Annotated in this window: 24 protein-coding genes; 2 read left to right on the forward strand and 22 right to left on the reverse strand. The window is 50.1% G+C overall.

The window, feature by feature from the left end; translation table 11 throughout:
* Positions 1-70 precede the first annotated feature (70 nt).
* From clpX to KD909_RS10335, 12 genes are all read right to left on the reverse strand, one after another.
* A complete protein-coding gene (gene clpX / locus KD909_RS10280; RefSeq protein ID WP_015881113.1) occupies positions 71-1,339 on the reverse strand; it encodes an ATP-dependent protease ATP-binding subunit ClpX in 1,269 nt (422 codons plus the stop codon).
* Positions 1,340-1,550: 211 nt separating this feature from the next.
* Positions 1,551-2,843: a trigger factor gene (tig, locus tag KD909_RS10285; protein ID WP_015881112.1), complete on the reverse strand. Its 1,293-nt coding sequence runs from the start codon at positions 2,841-2,843 to the stop codon at positions 1,551-1,553.
* Between the two features lie 89 nt (positions 2,844-2,932).
* Positions 2,933-3,844 (reverse strand): hypothetical protein, encoded by a 912-nt coding sequence (locus KD909_RS10290; protein WP_211781494.1) that lies wholly within the window; start codon positions 3,842-3,844, stop codon positions 2,933-2,935.
* Between the two features lie 538 nt (positions 3,845-4,382).
* Positions 4,383-4,895 (reverse strand): metallophosphoesterase family protein, encoded by a 513-nt coding sequence (locus KD909_RS10295; RefSeq protein ID WP_015881110.1) that lies wholly within the window; start codon positions 4,893-4,895, stop codon positions 4,383-4,385.
* A gap of 5 nt (positions 4,896-4,900) precedes the next feature.
* Positions 4,901-5,491 carry an XTP/dITP diphosphatase gene (locus KD909_RS10300; protein WP_015881109.1) on the reverse strand — a complete coding sequence of 197 codons (591 nt, stop codon included), beginning with the start codon at positions 5,489-5,491 and terminating at the stop codon, positions 4,901-4,903.
* Positions 5,488-6,237 carry a ribonuclease PH gene (rph, locus tag KD909_RS10305; protein ID WP_211781495.1) on the reverse strand — a complete coding sequence of 250 codons (750 nt, stop codon included), beginning with the start codon at positions 6,235-6,237 and terminating at the stop codon, positions 5,488-5,490. Before rph ends, KD909_RS10300 begins: the two co-directional genes overlap by 4 nt.
* A complete protein-coding gene (gene racE / locus KD909_RS10310) occupies positions 6,230-7,033 on the reverse strand; it encodes a glutamate racemase (protein WP_305798180.1) in 804 nt (267 codons plus the stop codon). The genes rph and racE overlap by 8 nt, the downstream gene beginning before the upstream one ends.
* A gap of 112 nt (positions 7,034-7,145) precedes the next feature.
* Positions 7,146-7,409, reverse strand: coding sequence for a phosphocarrier protein HPr (locus KD909_RS10315; RefSeq protein ID WP_015881106.1), 264 nt, complete (start codon positions 7,407-7,409; stop codon positions 7,146-7,148).
* 74 nt (positions 7,410-7,483) lie between these two features.
* Entirely contained in the window at positions 7,484-7,924 is a 441-nt protein-coding gene (locus tag KD909_RS10320) for an acyl-CoA thioesterase (protein WP_074032771.1), read from the reverse strand.
* A gap of 8 nt (positions 7,925-7,932) precedes the next feature.
* Positions 7,933-8,721 (reverse strand): succinate dehydrogenase iron-sulfur subunit, encoded by a 789-nt coding sequence (gene sdhB / locus KD909_RS10325; protein WP_193343274.1) that lies wholly within the window; start codon positions 8,719-8,721, stop codon positions 7,933-7,935.
* 8 nt (positions 8,722-8,729) lie between these two features.
* A complete protein-coding gene (gene sdhA, locus KD909_RS10330) occupies positions 8,730-10,487 on the reverse strand; it encodes a succinate dehydrogenase flavoprotein subunit (protein ID WP_015881103.1) in 1,758 nt (585 codons plus the stop codon).
* A gap of 16 nt (positions 10,488-10,503) precedes the next feature.
* Positions 10,504-11,121 carry a succinate dehydrogenase cytochrome b558 subunit gene (locus tag KD909_RS10335; RefSeq protein WP_015881102.1) on the reverse strand — a complete coding sequence of 206 codons (618 nt, stop codon included), beginning with the start codon at positions 11,119-11,121 and terminating at the stop codon, positions 10,504-10,506.
* A gap of 222 nt (positions 11,122-11,343) precedes the next feature.
* On the opposite strand from KD909_RS10335, the gene KD909_RS10340 reads away from it, so the two are divergent.
* A complete protein-coding gene (locus KD909_RS10340; protein WP_230233887.1) occupies positions 11,344-11,736 on the forward strand; it encodes a YslB family protein in 393 nt (130 codons plus the stop codon).
* Between the two features lie 25 nt (positions 11,737-11,761).
* Here KD909_RS10340 and KD909_RS10345 read toward each other — a convergent pair whose 3' ends face one another.
* Together KD909_RS10345 and uvrC are read right to left on the reverse strand one after the other, a co-directional pair.
* Positions 11,762-12,538, reverse strand: coding sequence for an aminoglycoside adenylyltransferase domain-containing protein (locus tag KD909_RS10345; protein ID WP_078146526.1), 777 nt, complete (start codon positions 12,536-12,538; stop codon positions 11,762-11,764).
* Positions 12,535-14,325 carry an excinuclease ABC subunit UvrC gene (uvrC, locus tag KD909_RS10350; protein ID WP_211781496.1) on the reverse strand — a complete coding sequence of 597 codons (1,791 nt, stop codon included), beginning with the start codon at positions 14,323-14,325 and terminating at the stop codon, positions 12,535-12,537. The genes KD909_RS10345 and uvrC overlap by 4 nt, the downstream gene beginning before the upstream one ends.
* A 70-nt stretch (positions 14,326-14,395) precedes the next feature.
* Here uvrC and KD909_RS10355 point away from each other — a divergent pair, with 70 nt between their 5' ends.
* The gene (locus KD909_RS10355) at positions 14,396-15,709 is read left to right on the forward strand and encodes a dihydrolipoyl dehydrogenase family protein (protein WP_211781497.1); all 1,314 of its coding nucleotides are present in this window, start codon (positions 14,396-14,398) and stop codon (positions 15,707-15,709) included.
* Positions 15,710-15,751: 42 nt separating this feature from the next.
* Here KD909_RS10355 and mnhG read toward each other — a convergent pair whose 3' ends face one another.
* The 8 genes from mnhG to trxA form a co-directional block, all read right to left on the reverse strand.
* Positions 15,752-16,111, reverse strand: a complete 360-nt coding sequence (gene mnhG / locus KD909_RS10360) for a monovalent cation/H(+) antiporter subunit G (RefSeq protein WP_074037545.1) — start codon at positions 16,109-16,111, stop codon at positions 15,752-15,754.
* Complete coding sequence (locus tag KD909_RS10365) at positions 16,089-16,385, reverse strand: Na(+)/H(+) antiporter subunit F1 (protein ID WP_026826530.1); 297 nt, start codon at positions 16,383-16,385, stop codon at positions 16,089-16,091. Before KD909_RS10365 ends, mnhG begins: the two co-directional genes overlap by 23 nt.
* Positions 16,385-16,870 carry a Na+/H+ antiporter subunit E gene (locus KD909_RS10370; protein WP_211781498.1) on the reverse strand — a complete coding sequence of 162 codons (486 nt, stop codon included), beginning with the start codon at positions 16,868-16,870 and terminating at the stop codon, positions 16,385-16,387. Before KD909_RS10370 ends, KD909_RS10365 begins: the two co-directional genes overlap by 1 nt.
* Positions 16,871-16,877: 7 nt before the next feature.
* Positions 16,878-18,362 carry a Na+/H+ antiporter subunit D gene (locus KD909_RS10375; RefSeq protein ID WP_211781499.1) on the reverse strand — a complete coding sequence of 495 codons (1,485 nt, stop codon included), beginning with the start codon at positions 18,360-18,362 and terminating at the stop codon, positions 16,878-16,880.
* Positions 18,355-18,696: a Na(+)/H(+) antiporter subunit C gene (locus KD909_RS10380; RefSeq protein ID WP_015881093.1), complete on the reverse strand. Its 342-nt coding sequence runs from the start codon at positions 18,694-18,696 to the stop codon at positions 18,355-18,357. The genes KD909_RS10375 and KD909_RS10380 overlap by 8 nt, the downstream gene beginning before the upstream one ends.
* Positions 18,696-19,133: a Na(+)/H(+) antiporter subunit B gene (locus KD909_RS10385; protein ID WP_015881092.1), complete on the reverse strand. Its 438-nt coding sequence runs from the start codon at positions 19,131-19,133 to the stop codon at positions 18,696-18,698. The genes KD909_RS10380 and KD909_RS10385 overlap by 1 nt, the downstream gene beginning before the upstream one ends.
* On the reverse strand, positions 19,105-21,546 hold the full coding sequence (locus tag KD909_RS10390; RefSeq protein WP_211781500.1) for a Na+/H+ antiporter subunit A: 2,442 nt from the start codon (positions 21,544-21,546) through the stop codon (positions 19,105-19,107). The genes KD909_RS10385 and KD909_RS10390 overlap by 29 nt, the downstream gene beginning before the upstream one ends.
* Positions 21,547-21,894: 348 nt before the next feature.
* Complete coding sequence (gene trxA, locus KD909_RS10395) at positions 21,895-22,209, reverse strand: thioredoxin (protein ID WP_015881090.1); 315 nt, start codon at positions 22,207-22,209, stop codon at positions 21,895-21,897.
* Between the last annotated feature and the right edge of the window lie 97 nt (positions 22,210-22,306).

Here is a 22,306-nt window from a genome sequence, read left to right on the forward strand (position 1 = left end):
ACAACGCCTCCTGTGCAAAAAGGCCCAAAACTCGGATGTGCCGAGTGTTTGAGCCTTCTTCGTTAAAGAATTATGCTGTCTCTTTGTTGTCCCCTGTCTGTTCGACAGTACCGTCACGAAGGACGTATTTCGGACCGGCAAGACCCGTAATCGTTTCATCCGTGATGATGACTTTCTCGATATCGTCACGCGATGGGACGGTGAACATCACATCGAGCATCATTTCTTCGATAATCGAGCGGAGACCGCGCGCGCCAGTCTTACGTTTGATCGCAAGTTTGGCGATTTCGATCAATGCTTCGTCTGTGAACGTCAATTCGACATCATCAAGCTCGAGCATTTTCTCGTACTGACGGACGAGTGCATTTTTCGGCTTCGTCAAGATTTCAACGAGTGCTTCCTCATCGAGTGTCGTGAGCGTCGCCATGACTGGCAAACGTCCGATGAACTCAGGAATCAAACCGAATTTTTGAAGGTCTTCAGGGAGTGCGCGGGCGAGCAAGTCTTCTTGCGTCAACTCGCGATTCTCTTGATCGTTTCCGAAACCGATGACTTTCTTCCCGATGCGGCGTTTGACGACCGATTCGATGCCGGCGAATGCGCCACCGACAATGAAGAGAATGTTTGTCGTGTCGATTTGGATAAATTCTTGATGCGGATGCTTCCGTCCACCTTGTGGCGGTACGCTTGCTGTCGTGCCTTCAAGAATTTTAAGGAGCGCCTGCTGAACGCCTTCACCGGATACGTCACGCGTAATCGATGGGTTTTCAGACTTACGGGCAATCTTATCGATCTCATCGATGTAGATGATCCCTTTTTCAGCCTTCTCGACATCATAGTCAGCCGATTGAATCAATTTGAGCAAGATATTCTCAACGTCTTCCCCGACGTAACCTGCTTCCGTCAAGCTCGTCGCATCCGCGATTGCGAATGGGACGTTCAAGACGCGAGCCATCGTCTGAGCGAGAAGCGTCTTACCGCTACCCGTTGGTCCAATCATGACGATGTTCGACTTCGCAAGTTCGACATCATCCGAACGGCCACCGGCGTTGATCCGTTTATAGTGGTTATAGACAGCAACTGAAAGCGCACGTTTGGCGCGGTCTTGACCAATGACATAATCGTCTAGGATGTTACGAATCTCTTGTGGTTTTGGAATGTCTTTGAATTCGACTTCTTCCTCTACACCGAGCTCTTCCTCAACGATTTCATTGCAAAGTTCGATACATTCATCGCAAATGTATACGCCAGGACCGGCGACTAACTTACGAACTTGTTCTTGCGATTTTCCGCAAAACGAGCACTTGAGTTGCCCCTTTTCCTCGTTAAATTTGAACATTCGATACACCCCTTCTGTGGTGAAAATGGATGTAAGTGCGATAAATCGCGATTTGTATTTTCTGGTGCGATGCACCGTGAAAAGACATTTTACATCTCTGCGTTGAAATAATTGTAGCATGAACATATTGCGACTTCAAAGAATTACACATGCAATGTGCTGTGACAGAAAAAAGGACGACCGCTAGGCAGTCGTCCCTTCGAATATCAGCTTACTTCGCTTTACCGTTTTCAACGAGGATGTCGATCGCTTTACGGAATTTGAGGTCACCTTTAAGTGTCTCAAGTCCACCTTGCGGAGCGAGCATCGTACGGAGTTGGTCCGGGGCGATGTTGTAAAGTTTAGACATTTCTTCAAGCTCTTTCTCAGCATCTTCGTCAGATACTTCGATTGCTTCTTTGTCAGCGATTGCTTTCAAGACGAGACGAGCTTTTACGCGCTCTTCAGCTTGCTCTTTCATCTCTTCGCGCATTGCTTCTTCAGAAGTACCAGTGAGCTCGAAGTACATGTTAAGGTCGATTCCTTGTGAAGATACACGTGAACCGAACTCTTGTACCATGCGGTCAACTTCTTGTTCAACGAGAACTTCAGGTACGTCGATTGTCGCGTTAGCAGTTGCCTGCTCTACGAGTTGGTCGCGCATTGTACCTTCAGCTTCTTGTTTCTTACCAGCTTCTAAACGCTCACGGATGCTTGCTTTCAACTCGTCGAGTGTCGAAACAGACTCGTCGATGTCTTTTGCAAACTCGTCGTCGAGTTCAGGAACTTGTTTTGTTTTGACTTCGTGAAGTTTGACTTTGAATGTCGCTGGTTTACCCGCCAAGTTTTCAGCGTGGTACTCTTCAGGGAATGTTACTTCAACGTCTTTTTCTTCACCAGCAGTCATGCCGATCATTTGCTCTTCGAATCCTGGGATGAATTGGCCAGAACCGATTTCGAGTGTGTAGTTCTCAGCTGTGCCGCCTTCGAACTGCTCACCGTCAGCGAAACCTGCGAAATCAAAGACAGCTGTATCGCCGTTTTCGATTGCACCTTCTTTAACAGCTAGTTCTGCGCCTTGCTGTTGAAGTGCTTCAAGTTCTGCTGTTACTTCATCTTCTGTTACTTCAGTTGAAACAGCTTCGTACTCGAGGCCTTTGTATTCGCCAAGCTCAGCTTCTGGCTCAACCACGAATGTCACTTTGAAAGCGACTGGTTTGCCTTTCTCGAGCGTGCCGTCTACATCGATGTTTTCGAGCGCGATTGGTTCGAAACCAGCTTCTTCAACCGCACCTTGGATTGTGTCGCGGTAGAGAATGTCGAGCGCATCTTGATAGAGTGCTTCTTCTCCATACATTTTGTTGAACATTGGGCGTGGCAATTTACCTTTACGGAAGCCAGGCACGTTCAAGTCTTTGACGACTGTTTTAAATGCGGCGTCAACTGCTTTATCAAAAGCTTCTGCAGGAGCTTCGTACGTGAGTACGCCTTGGCTACCTGATGTTTTTTCCCATTTTGCTGTCATGCTAAGTCCCTCCAACAATTCGTTTATACCGTACAAAAATGTACAACAATCCGTATTATAGCATAAATCCTCGGTAAGCACACAAGGATTTAGTCTAATAACGCCTGTGTAAAGCGAAGGTCCGCCTCTAAAATCTCCGCGGCTAAACCGTCGACCGGTTCGTCATGTAAAATCGCTTGTTTCGCCTGTACGAGCGCCTGTTCCACATCCGCTTTTTCGGTCGGCACATACGGATAATGCGTATACATGTAATTCATCAACAGCTGGGTCCCGATCTCATCGCCTTCAACTGATTTTTGAAGAGAAAAGACGGTCTGCTCCCACGTTTCAATCTGCGCTTTTGCTTCCGTTCGTGTCATCTTGTTCGAAACGTCCCCATCCGTCCATTCGATGACATCTAGTTCGGCGAACGCTTTTTCCAACACGATCAGTTTGACGAGCTTCGGACGCTCCGACACGAGCAGTTCATGTAGCACATTGTCGAGCACCGGGTCGATTTGAAAGTGAACATGTTGTAATGCTTCAATCTGTTCCCCCGTACTCCCTCGCGTCAGCGTTCGTTTCAACTTGGCAATTGCCGCCGGAAACTCCGTCATCTTCAACACTTGAAGTACCTGATGTGCCTGTGTGTTGACCGTATCCTTCTTGTCCTGCCATTCGAGATACTGGTTGATCCAGTGCGCCGCTTCAAACGGTTGGTCACGCATGATGTAATACTGCGCAATCTGCAACCCTCCTGAGGCCGGTTCTTCCGCCTCGGACATATGGATGCTGACGAGTTCCTGCAGCTTCTCGAGTGTCTCTGGGTCGTCCGGCCGTTCCATTGCACATTGGAAGATTTCCATGAAAATAAACGGGTCACCTGGAATCGTCTGATACCAATCCCATAAAATCGGTTCGATCCGCTGTCGTTCCCCAGAAGCATCTGCCTCCTGAATCATCTTATGCAGACGCGCCCAATTCCCAGGGAACGGATAGTCCTGATCCTTTTCCTTCTCCATCTTCCCTCACCCTCTCTTCCATTCCCCTTCATCTTCCGTTAGGACGCGATTCCTTGTCAATCGATTTCCCGGAAAATGAAAAAAGAGACGTTCTCCGTAGAGAGCGTCTCTATTTTAATGGAAGCGTCCCAAGAGGGATTCGAACCCCCGACCGACGGCTTAGCTTACCACCATGACTTTCGTCACCAACATCGTGTTGTTTGTAGTCTGGACTATATCTTCACCGTTTCAGGTGCGACACGTGTAGTCTCTACGGAACCTCACGAGCATGATGCTCCTCCATTGATTCTACCTCTACATGCATAGACATTCGAATCAACTCGACCCAATCGGGAATGAGTTTCCTCGGTATTACCATCAGCATCATCTGTTAAGGCTTCACCGATATAGTGTCGTCCACTTTATAGGTTTCTGTTTCCCTATAAAGGCTCCTATTTGTCTTGAAGGCCGTTGCTCTATCCTGCTGAGCTATTGGGACATTGACATGAAAACTATAATAGAAAAATGGTTTCCTGTCAATCGATTTCCCATTCGAAACTCATAGTTTTCCTGAGATGTCCAAGTCTTCGACGTGAGAACCGTCTTCTGAACGATAGAAACGCACTGTTGCTTCCCCTGCTTCGAGATCGAGTAACGCATACGTTTTGTCCGTTCGTCCTCGCGGCATGCGAATCGAACCTGGGTTGATGTAGACGACCCCGTCCTCGATCAGCGCACCCGCCACATGCGAGTGACCGAACAAGACGACATTCGCTCCCACTTCTTCCGCTCGATACCGTAGACGGTTCAAATCAAATTTGACGTCATGATGGTGCCCGTGAACGATTAAAATCGTACCGGCATCCGTCGTCTCGATGCGTTCGAGGGGAAGATCTCCACCGAAATCACAATTCCCCCGAACCGTTCGATAAGGTAACAAATGTTCATCGACAAGGGCGAGTTGTGAATCCCCGCAATGGAAGGCGTCATCAATTTCCGCCTCGTGCCTTTCAAAAATCGTCGTCAACTCTTCGGTCAAACCATGACTATCACTCACTATTAGAAAACGCATAAGCTTCATCCTTTCATGAATGGTATGATTTCTGCCTCCAGTTTTCGTAGTGCCTGTCCACGGTGGCTGACGACCGCCTTCTCGTCACGCTCCAACTCGGCCGCTGTCTTATGAAGCGATGGGACGATAAAGAGTGGATCGTATCCGAAGCCATTTTCGCCTTGTGGGGAATAACCGATTGTCCCTTCGATCGTTCCACGAACGGTCAACGTCTCTCCGCTCGGTTTTGCGAGACAGAGCGCACAGACGAAACGAGCCGTACGATTCGTTTCTCCGTTCAATTTTTCAAGAAGAAGTGCATTGTTTGCCTCGTCTGACTTTTCTGGACCTGCAAAGCGGGCTGAATATACTCCCGGTGCCCCGTCAAGTGCGTCGACTTCAAGACCGGAGTCGTCCGCGAGGACGGCATGCCCAAAGTAAGCTGCCGCCTCCGTCGCTTTTAACGCCGCGTTCTCTTCAAACGTCGTGCCGGTCTCATCCGTCTCTGGTGCATCCGGATAGTCGAGTAGTGATTCGACCTCGAACCCGAGCGGCGTCAGCATTCCTTCGAGTTCTTTCACTTTTCCAGGATTGTGTGTCGCAATGATCAACTTCATAATGTCTCCTCCGAACGTTCTCCGACGTACCACCAAGAAGCACCGAGTGCCGCTTCCGCCGTCTTGAATAATGATTCGATGCCGTGTTGCGCGAGCGCGAGCATCTCGTTCATCTCTTGTAGCGTGAACGTCGCCTCTTCCCCTGTACCTTGTACTTCGACGAATCGTCCGCTTGCCGTCATGACGACATTCATATCGACCTCTGCCGCAGCATCTTCTAGGTAATCCAAGTCTAAGACAAGCTCGTCCGTTCGCCCGACCGAAATCGCGGCCACACCTTCTTTAATCGGTGTATCTTCAAGTTTCCCTTGGCGAATCAAGCGATCGACGGCCAACACGAGCGCGCAAAAGCCACCTGTGATGGAAGCCGTCCGAGTGCCGCCATCCGCTTGAATGACGTCGCAGTCGACCCAAATCGTCCGTTCACCGAGACGTTCTAAATCCACGACAGAGCGGAGCGACCGGCCAATCAGACGCTGAATCTCCATCGTTCGTCCCGATTGTTTTCCACGTACCGATTCCCGGACAGTACGGTCTCCCGTCGCCCGTGGGAGCATCGCATATTCTGCATTGATCCACCCTTGCTTCTTTCCGCGAAGGAAATTCGGTACCCGCTCCTCCACAGTCGCGGTACAAATGACTTTCGTATCGCCGATTGAAATCAATACGGACCCTTCCGCATGCTTGTTCACGTGCGGCACAATCTCGACTGGGCGCAGTTCATCAAATCGTCTCGTATCACGCAATGCCGGTCACCTCGACTTTCTCCGCATGAACCGGACGCCCGAGCCATTCGCTCGCGAGTCGGTCAAATAGGTCGATATCACCCGTCGCATAGAAGGCATGTGCCGGGACTGCATCCAATCCATTCTCAAGTTCCTGATAATCGAGCATCGCAGCCACTTCAAGCGCCGTCTCGTCACCTGATGAGATGAGGTGGACGTCCGGTCCGACCACATCTTGAATGACTGGGGCAAGGAGTGGGTAGTGCGTACAACCGAGAATCAACGTATCCATCTCGGATGGTTGAAGTGGACGAAGTGTTTCCTCCACCACTTGTCGCACGCGCTCTCCAGACACTTCTCCAGCCTCTACGAGCGGGACGAACGGTGGGCACGCGAGTGAATACACATCGACCTCACCTGCCACGTGACGTAACGCCTTCTCATATGAACCGCTCTCAATCGTCATCTTCGTACCGATGACACCGATATGCTTGTTGCGCGTTCCTTTGACAGCCGCGCGGGCACCCGGGTCGATGACACCGATGACCGGGATGTCGAGACGTTTGCGCGCCTCCTTCAATACGACCGCTGTCGCCGTATTACAGGCGATGACAATCATTTTAACGTCTTTCTTCAATAAAAATTCAATCAATTCCCATGTATATGCTTCAATCTCATCGTGCGGACGCGGCCCGTACGGACAGCGCTCAGTATCTCCGATATAGACGATCTCTTCTTTAGGGAGTTGGCGCATCAATTCTTTGACTACCGTCAACCCGCCGACTCCTGAATCGAGGACTCCAATCGCTCGTTTCATTTTCATCACTTCCATTCTCACCTATCTTACCAAAAAACCTCGGACGGAAAAAGAAACGTTCCCATGACAAAAAAAGACGAGGTCGCCAGTGGCGCCTCGTCCCTTACCCGAATTACTGAGCAAGACCTTCGCTAGTGAGCATGTCAGAAAGCGTGTTGATTGCTTCTTCTGCATCTTCACCTTCAGCAGTGATCTTGATTGTAGAATCTTTTGCGATACCGAGTGAAAGTACACCCATGATCGACTTCAAGTTAACTGTTTTACCATTGTACTCGAGGTTGATGTCTGATTGGAACTTAGAAGCTGTGTTAACTAACTGAGTAGCTGGACGAGCGTGAATTCCTGAATCAGCAACGACTGTGAACGTTTTTTCCATGAGATGATGGTCTCCCTTCAAAATTCAATTCTACAGGCGAACCAGCAGAATATTTTTTGTTTGTGAACTCATTATCAAATGATAGCGGATTCGCAAAAATTCTGCAAGCGGTTTTTATATTCCGGAGTCCATTCCGTAGGACGACCTTCCTTCGTTAAATGAACGAGGCTTGTCCGTCCGGCGAAAAGGAGTTGCTCTCCGTCATATGCCCCGTAATGAATATCACATGAAGTGTTTCCGACCGTCAAGATATTGGCATGCACAGTCAGCTGTTGACGTGGCATGACTTGTCGAACATAGTCACATTGCGCATCGGCGACGACGACGAATCCGTCCTTTAAAGAGAATCCTGTCGCCTCTAACAACTCGATCCGGGCATCTTCGAAATAGATGAACGGAATTGTGTTGTTCATGTGACCATACGGGTCGCACTCCGAAAAGCGGACTTTCACATCGAGCGCGACACCTGCTTTGACACGTGTTTCCCAACCTGGCTCTCGAAAGTACTTGGTCATCGGCTCGCTTACGCCTCGACCGCAGAACCGGTGCGACCTTTGTCACTACCGAAGAACTGTTTGAACGAGTGAAGCGTCGTTTGACGGTTCATCGAAGCGATTGACGTCGTGAGCGGGATGCCCTTCGGACAAACTTCGACACAGTTTTGTGCGTTTCCGCATTGCATGATGCCGCCGTCTTCCATGAGTGCTTCGAGGCGGTCTTCCGCGTGGAAGGCACCTGTTGGATGTGAGTTGAAGAGTCGGACTTGCGAAATCGCCGCTGGACCGATGAAGTCCGATTTGTCGTTCACGTTCGGACACGCTTCAAGACAAACACCACATGTCATACATTTCGATAGTTCGTACGCCCATTGACGTTTGTTCTCCGGCATACGCGGTCCTGGACCGAGGTCGTATGTGCCATCGATTGGAACCCATGCCTTCACTTTTTTCAACGCGTCGAACATGCGTTGACGGTCGACTTGAAGGTCACGGATGACCGGGAACGTCTTCATCGGTGCAAGACGAATCGGTTGCTCGAGTTTATCGACGAGTGCCGTACACGACTGGCGCGGCTTCCCGTTGATAATCATCGAACAGGCACCACATACTTCTTCAAGACAGTTCATGTCCCAGTTGATCGGTGTCGTCTTGTCCCCGTTCGCATTGACCGGGTTACGGCGGATTTCCATCAATGCCGAGATGACGTTCATGTTTGGACGGTATGGTACCGTGAATTCTTCCGTATACGTCGCTTGATCCGGTCCATCTTGGCGTTCAATGATGAAGCGGATGTCTTTTTGTTCAGATTGCATTGGCGTCGTCATTTCGTCTTCGCCCCTTTCTTCGAGTAATCCCGTTTACGTGGCGGGATTAACGAAACATCGATGTCTTCATACGAGATATCGACTTCCCCATCTTTGTAACGTGCCATCGTCGTCTTCATGAACTGCTCATCATTACGTTCCGGGAACTCCGGTTTGTAATGGGCACCACGGCTCTCGTCCCGCTTGAGCGCGCCAAGTGTGATGACGCGTGCGAGGTCGAGCATGTGGTCGAGTTGTCGAATGAACGATGCCCCTTGGTTGCTCCAACGTGCCGTATCCGTAGCTGAAATCTTATGGAAACGTTCACGCAATTCTTGGATTTTCTTGTCGGTCGCTTCAAGTTTGTCATTGTAGCGAACAACTGTGACGTTGTCCGTCATGAGTTCACCGAGTTCACGGTGAATCTGATACGCATTCTCTGTTCCATCCATCGCAAGGATGTTGTTGAATCGCTCGATTTCTTCACGTTCGTTGAAGTTAAAGAGCGCTTCTGAAACGCTTTCTGTCGCTTGATCGAGACCACGCATGTAGTTGACTGCCGCAGGCCCTGCTTCCATTCCGCCATGAACGGCTGAAAGAAGAGAGTTCGCACCTAGACGGTTCGCACCGTGCATCGAGTAGTCACATTCACCGGCTGCGAAGAGTCCTGGAATGTTCGTCATCTGATCGTAGTCGACCCATAGTCCGCCCATCGAATAGTGGACTGCCGGGAAGATTTTCATCGGTACTTTACGCGGGTCGTCGCCTACGAATTTCTCGTAGATTTCAAGGATTCCACCAAGTTTGATGTCAAGTTCTTTCGAGTCTTTGTGAGACAAGTCGAGGTAGACCATGTTCTCGCCGTTGACGCCGAGTTTTTGGTTGACACATACGTCGAAGATCTCACGTGTTGCGATGTCACGCGGTACGAGGTTTCCGTATGCTGGATATTTCTCTTCGAGGAAGTACCACGGCTTCCCGTCTTTATATGTCCAGACACGTCCACCTTCTCCACGAGCCGACTCACTCATGAGACGAAGTTTGTCATCCCCTGGAATCGCCGTCGGGTGAATCTGGATGAACTCCCCGTTCGCGTAAACTGCGCCTTGGCGGTAAACCGCTGCCGCTGCTTGTCCTGTGTTGATGACCGAGTTTGTCGACTTACCGAAGATGACCCCTGGGCCACCTGTCGCCAAGATGACCGCGTCCGATGGGAACGCTTTAATTTCCATCGAGCGCAAATCTTGACATACCGCACCGCGGCAGATGCCTTCTTCGTCGATGACGGCGCGAAGGAACTCCCAGCCCTCATACTTCTCGACGAGACCTTGCGCTTCGTAACGACGAACCTGCTCATCGAGTGCATAGAGAAGTTGCTGTCCTGTCGTCGCTCCGGCGTATGCCGTACGGTGGTGAAGCGTTCCACCGAAACGACGGAAGTCTAAGAGACCTTCTGGCGTACGGTTGAACATGACGCCCATCCGGTCGAACATGTGAATGATTTTCGGAGCATTCTCCGCCATCTTTTGGACAGGCGGTTGGTTGGCGAGGAAGTCGCCTCCGTAGACCGTGTCGTCAAAGTGTTGCCAAGGAGAGTCACCTTCCCCTTTCGTGTTGACGGCCCCGTTAATCCCACCTTGGGCACAAACTGAATGTGAACGCTTGACCGGTACAAGCGAGAATAGTTTTACCGGAACACCCATCTCTGCCGACTTGATTGTCGCCATGAGTCCAGCTAGACCGCCACCGATGACGATCAAACTTTGATTTGCCATGTAAAATTCCCCCTAATTACAAGATGCCTGCAAACGTCAAAATCGAACGGATGCCGACAAAAGATAGTGCCAAGAACACGACACCTGATACGTAGCTCATGAGACGTTGCGAACGAGGTGACTGTGTGATACCCCACGTGATCGAGAACGACCAAAGACCGTTCGCGAAGTGGAACGTAGCCGAAAGGATTCCGACTATGTAGAAGATCAACATGAGCGGGTTGTCGACGATGTTTTGCATCATCTCCGCATTGACTTCTACCCCGCGCAATTTCGCAAGACGCGTTTCCCAAACGTGCCAAGCGATGAAGATCACGAGGAAAACTCCTGTGAAGCGTTGGAAGAGATACAACCAGTTGCGCGCGTATGAATAGCGATTCGAGTTGATTGACCCGAGAAACGCGTAGTACACGCCGTACACCCCGTGGAAAATCATCGGCAATGCGATAATTGTCACTTCAAGGAAGTACAAATACGGTAAGTTCTCCATGAATTTTGCTGCTTTGTTGAATGACTCCACCCCATCGACGATGTAGTAGTTGACCGACAAATGGACGATCAAAAACAAACCGATTGGAATGACCCCAAGTAGCGAATGGACTTTACGACTGAAGTAGTCACGATGCGCTGCCATTCTAGTTCCCCCTTTTCACGAGCATTGGCTCGTATTGTCAATAAAAGCGTTTTCAAATGCAGATATAGCTTTCTGTCTCCTATTCTACTCTTGTGAAAATTGTATGACAAGACAACCTAGCCGATTTGTGCCACATTCTTTTCAAAAATACAGGATGACCAAATTCCAATTGGTCGTTATAATGATATAGAGAGATTGGAGTGATGGGATAGAATGGAAACGATGAGCCAACCAATTTTCGCGATTGAACTGCTTCGCGACTATGTGTTGACGGATTTGCTTGGCGAAGATTACGCCCAAGTCATCTATTGGTCAGGAAAACGGGTCGCCCGTAAATTCCCGACGATGTCCGACGATGAACTGACTGCTTTCTTCGCAGAGGCAGGTTGGGGCGAGTTGACAATCAAGAAGGAACGTGGGAGCAAGTTTACATATGAATTGATCCCACCACCTGCGACTCAGGCCAAAGCGACAGGATACTATCAGCTTGAAGCTGGATTTTTAGCCGAACAGATTGCAGGTCGTTTCCAGTGCGTCGCGGAAGGGTATGCCGATCCAACCCGAAAAGCTGTCCAAATCACTGTCCAACTAGACCGGAAAGACGACTACGAATAAGAGTCGATGCCAAACGCATCGACTCTTATTTTTGTTTCCGCTGAAGTTGTTGACACATGTAGCGACGGAATTCATTGAGTTCTTGTCGATGAAACGTCACACTTCCCCCTTCATAGCTCCGAGTCGCCTTACGAACAACTTCGACAATATTTCCTGGAAAATGTCCGTTATTCACTAACCAATGGAGTGCTTCTTGTTTTGAGAGCAGAACACGTTCTTGTTCATAGGCCAGGCCACGTATCAAGTTCAATACGCTATACACCGTCTGTTCTTCAATCGAGTCAAGACAGTCGAGCGCATCCGCTCGAATCGCATCAGAAAAATGAGCTGAATCGAATCCAGAAAGGAGTTTATGAAGTGGTTGCCCTCGCCATGTGATACCACGCTCTAAAATCACTTGGACGTGAGCCGCCAAATCAGGATCGGTGAATCCTTGCTGCAACTCGGTTCTTTCTTCCCTACTAGCTTCTTCAAAACGTGAACGCCACCCTTCACTATAGTGAAACTCAAAAGGACTTGGATGATACCAATCTTTTAGCTGCGCCATCGTCATGATGCTCAGTTCGAGCGGATATGGTTCGTTGGAGTACGAGAGACAGCAGTCGATGAGTTTTTGTCGTTCCTCCCGAGTCAATGCGTTTGATACGACGAGCAACAAATCTACATCACTTCGTTTCGGATGAAAACCACCCATCGCTAATGATCCATGAATATATATATGCTGAACGGTTGGTAGAAATTCATCAATCGCTCTCACGAATGAAGCGATTGTATTCTCCACGTCTGTCGTAATCTGTCTCATTCATCCGTCTCCTCATGCACGTATTGAAGCACGGTCTCCGCTAATTTTTCCGGCAACCCCGCTTCCTTCAATTGTTCGAGTGATGCCAGACGAATCTGTTTCATCGACCCGAAATGGCGGATGAGCTGTTGACGACGCTTCGGACCGACACCCGGAATCTCATCGAGGATCGACTTCGTCATCTTCTTCGTCCGTAGGCTGCGATGGAACGTGATGGCGAAACGGTGGACCTCATCTTGCATCCGCTGCAACAGATAAAAGGCGCTCGATCGTGGATGGAGCTCGACAACGCCCCCACCTTCTCCGAACAACAGTTGGCTCGTCCGATGTCGGTCATCTTTTTTGAGCGAGCCGACCGGCAAGTCGAGCCCGAACTCATTTTGAATGACGTCGAGCGCCGCATTCAATTGCCCGACCCCCCCATCAATCAGTAGGAGATCGGGTAATCGTTTGTCTTCCGTCAAGAGACGGCGGAATCGTCGACGGACGACTTCACGCATCGTCTCGTAATCGTCCGGTCCTTGGACCGTCCGAATTTTATACTTCCGATATTCTTTCTTGAGTGGCTTCCCGTCTTCAAAGACGACGAGCGCTGACACGGCGTCCGCCCCCTGGATGTTCGCGTTGTCGATGATGTCGACACGTGACAAGTTGGGGATGCCGATTACTTCCCCGAGTTCACGCATCGCGAGCAACGTCCGCTCTTCATCTCGGGCGAGCAACTCGAACTTCTCGTTTAAGGCGATTGTCGCATTCTTCGTCGCTAAATCAAGCAGCTGTTTCTTTGCCCCTCGTTTCGGCTGCATCACTTTCGTTCCGATGGCGTCATTCAGTAAATCGAGCCGGACCGTCTCGGGTACGAGAATTTCTTTTGGCACAACGTTTTGTTCATAGAACTGAACGATGAAACTTTCGAGTTCTTCCGAAGGCTCTCCATGCATCGGAAAGAGCGAGACATCTCGCTCGATCATCTTCCCGCCACGCATATAGAATACTTGGACGCACATCCAGCCTCGGTCGAGCGTATAGCCGAAGACGTCACGGGCCGTCGGATCGGCCGTGATCATGTTCTGTTTGTTCATAATCGATTCGACCGCTCGAATTTGGTCGCGCAGTTCAGCCGCACGCTCAAACTGCATGTCCTCAGCGGCACGTCCCATCTCGACGTTCAGTTTTGTGAGCGTCTCAGCCGTCTCCCCGTTCAGGAAGCGCCGGATTTCCTGAACAATCTCTTTTTGCGAATCCGTATCGACCGCCAGCTCACAAGGACCTAAACATTGCCCGATATGGTAATACAGACAGAGTTTCTTCGGCATAGGCTGACATTTCCGCAGCGGATACAGTTTATCGAGAAGACGTTTCGTCTCGTTCGCCGCATAGGCGTTCGGATACGGTCCGAAGTAATGCCCGCCGTCTTTTTTCAATTTCCGCGTCGTCAATAGACGTGGATACGGTTCGTTCGTAATTTTGATATATGGGTACGTCTTGTCGTCCTTCAGGCGAATGTTGTACTTCGGGTCGTGCTTTTTGATGAGCGTCATTTCGAGTAATAACGCCTCGAGTTCACTCGCCGTCACAATGTACTCGAAGTCACGGATCTCTGCAACGAGGCGCATCGTCTTGATGTCGTGTGCACCCGTGAAATAGGAACGTACCCGGTTCTTCAAGTTTTTTGCCTTCCCTACATAGATGACCTCGCCATATTCATTTTTATGCAGATAACAACCCGGCTCATCCGGGAGCAGCGCTAATTTATGTTTAATGTGGTCGGTATGACTCAATTCCATTCACCTCAGTTTAGCTTCCTCCTGGACGGGAAAAAGAGTGTGATATCTCGTCAGAGGAGGATTTTATATTATGAAACGATACGATGTCATCATTATCGGTAGCGGTTCCGCCGCGAGCCAAGCCGCTTCCATTTTACGCGAAGCCGGTAAAGAGATCGCCATCATTGAGAATTGGACGTTCGGGGGAACATGTCCTCAACGCGGATGTGACCCGAAGAAAATGCTTGCCGAAGGAGCTGAACTCCTTGCTCGAACGGAACATATGCGCGAACTTGGCGTCGATGGAAGACTGTCACTCGATTGGTCGTCTTTTAAAAAGCGGATTGATGAATATCGCTTCTCGATTCCTACGACAAAAACACAACATTGGAACGAGATGAACATTGATTTATATCAGGGAGAGCCTCATTTTATCGATGAGGATTCCATCATCATCGATGGTCACGAGCTCTCTGCCACTCAATTTTTAATCGCTACGGGGCAAACGCCACGCCCGCTTGATATCCCAGGTGGCGAACTAGCCATCACGAGCGATGATGTGTTCGACCTCGACGCGTTGCCTGAATCGATTCATATCGTGGGGGGAGGCTATATCGCCTTTGAATTCGCCCATATCTTCCGACGCTTCGGAAGTGACGTGACACTTCTCATTCGTTCGCGTGCGTTGAAGGCATTCGACCCGAACGTCGTCCATCGGCTCATTGAGGAATCGAAGCGAATCGGCATCTCCATCCGACATGACGTCGAGCCAATACGAATCGATGGCAACGTCTTAACGTTATCAGATGACTCTACCCTAGAAGGAGTCGTCCTTAACGCCACAGGACGAATTCCAAGCATCGAGCGACTTCGGCTTGAAGCGGCAGGTGTCACAGCTGATCATCACGGTGTACACGTGAACGAGCATCTGCAAACAAGTAATCCGAACATATACGCCGCGGGTGACGTCGCCAAAAGTCCCAATCCCGCGCTCACTCCATTCGCCGGTCAGGAAGGGCGTCTCGCCGCACTCAATATGCTTCACAGGAATACACGGGCACTCCCCGAGCGTCCGGCCCCGACCATCGTCTATGCGACGCCGCCGATTGCCAAAGTCGGTCTTACGGTCGAGGAAGCGGAAGCGGAGGGAATTGACTTCGATGTGAAAGAAACGGACATGTCGCACTTCCTCACCTATTCACGAATCAACGACGCAACCGCCTATTCGAAAGTGTTACTGAGTGCAAAAGGGCACGTCATCGGGGCTCATTTGATTGGTCACCACGCCCCTGAACTCATCAACCTGTTCTCTTTCATTATACAGAACAAACTGTCGCATCAACATGTGAAGCACTTAGAAGTCGCCTATCCGACGGCCGCCTCCGACCTGACCTATCTCATCTAAACAAAAGACGGGACTCGCCTCGTGGCGAATCCCGTCTTTTTCTTATTCGATTCCTTTGTCCTTGTCTTCTTTCAGTGCGTCTTGTAACGACTTCTCCCAGAGCGAGACCCCTTTCGCGTGCGCCGCACGCGAGATGAGGTGACCTCCAACAGGAGCCGTCAAGAGGACGAAGAAGAGCCCGAGCAAGAGTCTTGCATCAAACACCCGTTCATCGACATATACGTGAAGGACGGCCGCAAAGAGGACGAACATGACACCAAGTGTCGCGCTCTTTGAGGCAGCGTGTGTTCTCGAATAAATATCTGGGAGACGGATGAGACCGATCGCGGCGACGACCGTGAAGAAGACGCCGATGATCGTGAAGATGCCGGTAATGAGATCAAAGATCATTGTCGCGGTCATGTTGAATAATCTCTCCCCTCTCTAAGAATTTCGAGAACGCCACCGTTCCGATGAAGGCCAAAATACTGAGTAGTAAGATGACTTCAAAATACAAAGTCGTATCGAGCAGAATCGATAGTAGCGCGACGACCGAGATGAGCGCGATTCCGATCGAGTCGAGCGCGATGACTCGGTCTGCCGTCGTCGGTCCTTTGACGACGCGATACAACATCATCAACATCGCAAGCAAGAGAATGGCGAGCGAGATGTAGATGAGAATGTCTAGTAAATCCATCACTCTGTCGCCTCCTTAATGCTTGATTCAAAGTTATCATAAATGTCTTTCTGTAGCGCTTCTTTATCCGGCATGTGGAGCGCGTGGATGTAGAGCACGGAATTGTCTTTTGACACCTGAACGACGAGCGTCCCTGGTGTGAGCGTAATCAGCATCGAGAGCAAGCTGACTTTCCATCCTTTGTCGAGCGACGTCTCATACCGGAAGATTCCTGGTTGAATCTTCAGCTTCGGACTAAGGACGAGACGTAACACCTCGAAGTTCGCGAGGAACAATTCACGGATGAAGATGAGGAGAAGTTTGAATAAACGCCAGACACGCGCGAAATAGAAATCTCCCCCTCCCTCTTTAAAGAATCGGCGCATCATGAACAGGATGAGTAGGCCGAGTAGATACCCGACGAAGAATCCGCTCGATGTGAACGATCCCGTGAGGAACATCCAGATGAACGCCAGGAAAAAGTTAATCAATAGTTGATAAGCCATCTGTCATTCACTCCTTTATCACGGCATCGATATAGATTTCTGGATTGACGAGCGGCTCAATCGCTTGCGTGATATACGGATGGATGGCTTCTGCCCCAAATCCGTATGCGACCGCGATGATGAGCAACAAGAAGACCGGCACGATCAAACGCTTCGTATACGGTACGAGCGGTCCATCATACTCGCGCTTCGCCTCGCCCCAGAACCCGTTCAAGAAAATCTTCATGACCGAATAGAGGACGAAGAGACTCGACAAGAGGACGAGAAGTGGCCCGAACAGCTCGCCTTCGTCCATCCCACCTGAGACGATCAACAATTTTCCGAAGAATCCACTAAGTGGCGGAATCCCAGCGAGCGAGAGGGCTGCGACGAAGAACGTCCATCCGAACAGCGGGAAACGGGTGATGAGTCCACCCATATCACGGAGTTGACCGGATTTGGTGATCCCGATCATCATCCCGACGAGCATGAAGAGTACCGCCTTGATGATCATGTCGTGAATCAAGTAGTAAAGCGACCCCTCAAGGGACGTCTGCGTATTGACCGAGATTCCGTACAAGATGACCCCGACCGCAATCATGATGTTGTAGATGATGATCAATTTTACGTCGTTATAGGCGATGGCCCCTGTCATCCCGATGAAGATGGTGAGGACAGCGAGCACCATGAGAAACGTTTGTAAAAACTCACCGTTCCCGTCAAAGAGTAGCGTGTACGTCCGCAAAATCGAGTACACCCCGACTTTCGTCAACAGTGCCCCAAACATGGCGAGAATCGGGGTCGGTGCGACCACGTACGCTCCAGGGAGCCAGTAGTGAAGTGGGACGAGTGCCCCTTTCATCCCGAAGACGATGACGAACAGTACACCGATGACGGTGATGACGTCCGGGTTATCGACGAGCGGGATCTTCATCGCCAAGTCCGCCAAGTTGAGCGTACCTGTGACTCCGTAAAGCAAGGCGACCGACATGACGAAGAGCGCCGAGGCGATGATGTTCACGAGCAAGTACTTGATCGACTCACGTAACTGGACGCCACGTCCACCGAGTACAATCAACACGTATGAGGACATCAAGAAGACCTCGAAGAAGACGAACAAGTTGAAAATATCGCCTGTCGTGAAGGCACCGTTCACCCCGACGAGCAAGAACAGCATTGCGATGTACAAGTAGTTGCCTTCATATGAGTCTGAGAAATAATGGACGGCGAACCACACGATGAAGAGCGTGAGAAGAGTCGACGTCGTCACGAGTAGGGCTGACAACATATCCGATACGAGGGTGATCCCGAACGGCGCTTGCCAGTTCCCGAGGTTGAGGGTTTGAATCCCCTCCGTGGAGACCGTATGCACGAGAAAGAGCGATACGATCGCCGTAATAACTAAAGCTCCAAGAGCCATTACGCGTTGCAGCTGGACCCGTTTTGGCATAAACATCATAAGGATGGCCGCAAGCGCAGGAATGACGATTGGAAAGACCGGTAAGTTAATCATACGATTCTGTTCCTTTCATTTCTTCCATATTGTCCGTGCTGAGCTCCTGGTACGTGCGGTAGGCAAGTACGAGGAAGAACGCCGTCACCCCGAAACTGATGACGATTGCCGTCAAGACGAGCGCTTGCGGTAACGGGTCTGTGAATTCCGTCACACCGTCGACGAGGACAGGGGCAGCCCCTGTCTTCAAACCTGCCGTCGTCAAGACGAGAAGGTGTGCCGCGTGACTGAACAAGGCTGTGCCGATGATGATGCGTAACAAACTTCTTGAGAGAACAAGATAGACGGCACACATCGTCAAGACACCGATGATGATGCTAACGAAGATTTCCATTATTCACTCTCTCCAATCGTTTGTATAATCGTCAACGTGATTCCGATGACTACGAGGTAAACCCCTAAGTCGAACGCAATCGCCGTATGGAGCGTCTGTTCACCGAGAAGTGGTAAGTCGAACTTCCCGTATGCGTGCGTCAAGAACGGACGACCCAAGAAAACCGAGTGAAGACCTGTCGCGAGCGCAATCAGTAATCCGGTCGCCGTCATGAGACGGTAGTCAATCGGGAGCACGTTCGCGAGCGTCTTCGAATCAAATGCGAGCAAAAGTAAGACGAGTGCCGCGGATGTCATCAATCCACCGATGAATCCTCCACCTGGTGAATAGTGACCGGCAAAGAATAAGTCGATGGAGAAGATGACAATGATGAAGAAAATGATAATCGCGGCCGTCTGCAAAATGACGTCATTGACGCGTCTGCTGTTTTGCTTCATGTTCACCTTCTCCTTTCGTACGTCGTGTTGTTCTAAATTTAATCATCGTGTAGATTCCGAAAGCCGCAATCCCGAGAACCACAATTTCAAACAAAGTATCAAATCCACGGAAGTCGACGAGAACGACGTTGACCATGTTTTTACCTGCTGCAAGCTCATACACATTCTCTTTGTAATACTCTGAGATTGAAGTGAGCGATTTGTTTGTGAGCGCCATGAAGCTGAGAAGCGTCACGGTCGTCCCGACGAGAACAGCCACGATGGCATTCCCGACTTTGAAACGCATCCGCACTTCCTTCTTGCTGATGTCCGGCATGTGATAGAAGACGAGCAAGAACAAAGCGACCGAAACGGTCTCGATGACGAGCTGTGTGAGTGCCAAGTCAGGTGCACCGAAGAAGACGAAGAACAGTGCCACACCGTAACCGACTACCCCAAGTAGGATGATGGACGGGAGACGCGACTTCATGAAGAGAATCGCGAGTGCCGCTAGCATGACGACGGCTCCGAGCACATATTCATATGGTGCAATCTCAGCCAGGTTTTCAAACGAGAAGCGGTACATGTCGAACCACCAGATGCTGAAGAGCATCATGCCTGAGAGGAAGACGAAAATATAGATCAAGTACGACCGGATGAATCCAGTCATGTAATTGTCTTTAAAGCGATATGCTGCCTTATTCGACCAGACGAGCGTACCATCGTACATCCCGTTGAGCGTCAAACGGTGTGGGATCCGGTTGTAGATGCCCATCCATTTACCCATTTGCCAGAACAGCAATGAACCGAGAAGGATCACCCCGATTGTCATATATAGTTCAGGCGTCAAACCGTGCCAGAAGTAAATATCTACTTTAACATCTTGCCCTTGCGCGACGAGTGTCGGATAGATCGACTCGACGGCTGGCTTGATGAGCGAGTTCGACAACACGTTCGGGAAGAACCCAAGACCGACAACGAGAATCGCGAGGATGACCGGCGAAATTAACATGCCGATCGGTGCCTCATGCGGTTGTTTCGGCAATTGATCGAACTTCGCCTTGCCCATGAACGTCCGCGTGAACAGCATGATGCTGTAGATGAACGTGAACACACTTCCGACGAAGGCGATGATCGGGAGTAGAATCCCAATCGTATCGAGCGCGAAGAAGTCGGCCGAGAAGACTTTCGTCGTCGCCTTCAAGAACATCTCTTTACTCAAGAATCCGTTAAATGGCGGAAGACCAGCCATCGATAATGAACCGATGACGGCGACCGTGAATGAAATCGGCATGACGGTCATCAGACCACCGAGTTTCCGAATATCACGTGTGCCCGTTTCATGGTCGACAATCCCGACCATCATGAAGAGCGAGCCTTTGAACGTCGCGTGGTTGATCAAATGGAAGATCGCCGCAATCGTCGCGACCATAAAGATGTTGTCATCCATGCCGTCATAGTGGAGCGCTGCCGCTCCGAGACCAAGGAGTGACATGATCAACCCGAGCTGACTGACGGTCGAGAACGCTAAGATTCCCTTCAGGTCGGTCTGCTTCACGGCGTTGAACGAGCCCCAGAACATCGTAAACATCCCGACTCCGGCAATCGTCCATAGCCAGACGGATGATTCTTGGAAGACCGGGCTCATGCGGGCCACGAGGTAAAGACCTGCCTTGACCATGGTCGCCGAGTGGAGGTACGCACTGACCGGAGTCGGTGCTTCCATCGCGTCAGGCAACCAGATGTGGAACGGGAACTGCGCTGACTTCGTGAACGCCCCGAGCAAGATGAGAACCATCGCGACAAGGAAGAACGGGCTCTCGGCGATGACGCCTGAGTTCGCGACCATATCGCGAATGCTGTACGAGCCAACCATCGATTCGAGTAAGACAATCCCCCCGAGCATCGACAATCCGCCGAACACGGTGAGAAGCATCGACTTCTGTGCACCATAGCGTGAACGTTCTTTCTCATACCAGTATCCAATCAACAGGAATGATGAAATCGATGTGAGCTCCCAGAACATATACATGACAATCATGTTGTCCGAGAGAACGACTCCGAGCATCGCACTCATGAACATCAAGAGATACACGTAGAAGTGCCCGAGCGACTCTTTGTCCTTATTCAAATAGTAAATCGAATAAAGGACGACCAGTGCGCCGATTCCCGTGATGAGAAGGGCGAACAAGAGACTGAGTCCATCGACGTATGCCGTGAAGTTGATCCCTAAGGACGGCATCCACGCAATCGTCTCTGTCACGACGTCCCCTGCACTCGTAATCGGAATGAATCCGGCGAAGTAGGTGACGAGCACGACCGGAACGATCAAGACGAACCAGCCTGTATGAATTTGTTTCATCCCCCGGAACAAAAGCGGGATGAATGGTGCCGCAAGAAGCGGCAACAAAATAGCTAAATGTAACAGCGACAAGAAAATTCCTCCTTCGAACAGAGTCGTACAATAGATTGAGCCGTAAAGTAAGGTCACTTGACTCCATCATGTCTTCCTCATGAGTATAGCGTAAATTTTCAGTCTGTTTCCATGATAAAAGCTTCCAGTTCAAGCGCTCCCCCGTCAAAATTCCGAATCTGTTAAATATGAAGGAAGCCGACGGAATTTCTTCAAAAAAAAATTTGAAATCAGACGTTATGTATCGGAATATGACCGGATTGAGGGTGCGTGGAATAACTCAACTTATTCCCTACTTGCCTGTCCTTTTCCTTCTTTTCTATTCCGCAAAACAAAAAAAGCAGCCGATCTCAATCGGCTGCTACGCAATTATTGTGCTGTCGCGATAAACTCTTTCAATGCTTCTTTTGGTTGGAAGCCCATTGTTTTCGAAACAGGCTCGCCATCTTTGAACATCATGAGTGTCGGGATACTTTGGATTTGGAAAGCACCTGCGACTTCAGGGTTTTCGTCGACATCGAGTTTCACGATTTGGACTTGGTCACCCATTTCTTGATCGAGTTCTTCGAGAACTGGCGCGATCATGCGACATGGTCCACACCAAGTTGCCCAGAAATCTACGAGGACGACGCCCTCTTTTACATCTTGTTCAAACGATTGAGTCGTTGCATGTTTAATAGCCATTTGTAAAAACCTCCCCAATAAGATGAGAGAGTCCTGATAGAGAACTCTCATGCAATTCATGTTCAGAGTATACCACGGAGGGTAACAACCCCAAAAC

This window comes from Exiguobacterium sp. PFWT01 (assembly GCF_018255795.1).
GTDB lineage: Bacteria > Bacillota > Bacilli > Exiguobacteriales > Exiguobacteriaceae > Exiguobacterium.

Excerpts from the sequence above, each read along its gene's own strand:
- KD909_RS10385 (WP_015881092.1), bottom strand. The coding sequence starts at position 19,133 with ATGAAGCAAAACAGCAGACGCGTCAATGACGTCATTTTGCAGACGGCC.
- KD909_RS10370 (WP_211781498.1), bottom strand. The coding sequence starts at position 16,870 with ATGGCTTATCAACTATTGATTAACTTTTTCCTGGCGTTCATCTGGATG.
- KD909_RS10315 (WP_015881106.1), bottom strand. The coding sequence starts at position 7,409 with ATGGAAAAAACGTTCACAGTCGTTGCTGATTCAGGAATTCACGCTCGT.
- KD909_RS10335 (WP_015881102.1), bottom strand. The coding sequence starts at position 11,121 with ATGGCAGCGCATCGTGACTACTTCAGTCGTAAAGTCCATTCGCTACTT.
- KD909_RS10320 (WP_074032771.1), bottom strand. The coding sequence starts at position 7,924 with ATGACCAAGTACTTTCGAGAGCCAGGTTGGGAAACACGTGTCAAAGCA.
- KD909_RS10295 (WP_015881110.1), bottom strand. The coding sequence starts at position 4,895 with ATGCGTTTTCTAATAGTGAGTGATAGTCATGGTTTGACCGAAGAGTTG.
- trxA (WP_015881090.1), bottom strand. The coding sequence starts at position 22,209 with ATGGCTATTAAACATGCAACGACTCAATCGTTTGAACAAGATGTAAAA.
- KD909_RS10345 (WP_078146526.1), bottom strand. The coding sequence starts at position 12,538 with ATGAGACAGATTACGACAGACGTGGAGAATACAATCGCTTCATTCGTG.
- KD909_RS10375 (WP_211781499.1), bottom strand. The coding sequence starts at position 18,362 with ATGATTAACTTACCGGTCTTTCCAATCGTCATTCCTGCGCTTGCGGCC.
- mnhG (WP_074037545.1), bottom strand. The coding sequence starts at position 16,111 with ATGACCGCGACAATGATCTTTGATCTCATTACCGGCATCTTCACGATC.
- racE (WP_305798180.1), bottom strand. The coding sequence starts at position 7,033 with ATGAAACGAGCGATTGGAGTCCTCGATTCAGGAGTCGGCGGGTTGACG.
- sdhB (WP_193343274.1), bottom strand. The coding sequence starts at position 8,721 with ATGCAATCTGAACAAAAAGACATCCGCTTCATCATTGAACGCCAAGAT.
- KD909_RS10380 (WP_015881093.1), bottom strand. The coding sequence starts at position 18,696 with ATGGAAATCTTCGTTAGCATCATCATCGGTGTCTTGACGATGTGTGCC.
- uvrC (WP_211781496.1), bottom strand. The coding sequence starts at position 14,325 with ATGGAATTGAGTCATACCGACCACATTAAACATAAATTAGCGCTGCTC.
- sdhA (WP_015881103.1), bottom strand. The coding sequence starts at position 10,487 with ATGGCAAATCAAAGTTTGATCGTCATCGGTGGCGGTCTAGCTGGACTC.
- clpX (WP_015881113.1), bottom strand. The coding sequence starts at position 1,339 with ATGTTCAAATTTAACGAGGAAAAGGGGCAACTCAAGTGCTCGTTTTGC.
- KD909_RS10300 (WP_015881109.1), bottom strand. The coding sequence starts at position 5,491 with ATGAAGTTGATCATTGCGACACACAATCCTGGAAAAGTGAAAGAACTC.
- tig (WP_015881112.1), bottom strand. The coding sequence starts at position 2,843 with ATGACAGCAAAATGGGAAAAAACATCAGGTAGCCAAGGCGTACTCACG.
- KD909_RS10290 (WP_211781494.1), bottom strand. The coding sequence starts at position 3,844 with ATGGAGAAGGAAAAGGATCAGGACTATCCGTTCCCTGGGAATTGGGCG.
- KD909_RS10340 (WP_230233887.1), top strand. The coding sequence starts at position 11,344 with ATGAGCCAACCAATTTTCGCGATTGAACTGCTTCGCGACTATGTGTTG.
- KD909_RS10355 (WP_211781497.1), top strand. The coding sequence starts at position 14,396 with ATGAAACGATACGATGTCATCATTATCGGTAGCGGTTCCGCCGCGAGC.
- KD909_RS10365 (WP_026826530.1), bottom strand. The coding sequence starts at position 16,385 with ATGGATTTACTAGACATTCTCATCTACATCTCGCTCGCCATTCTCTTG.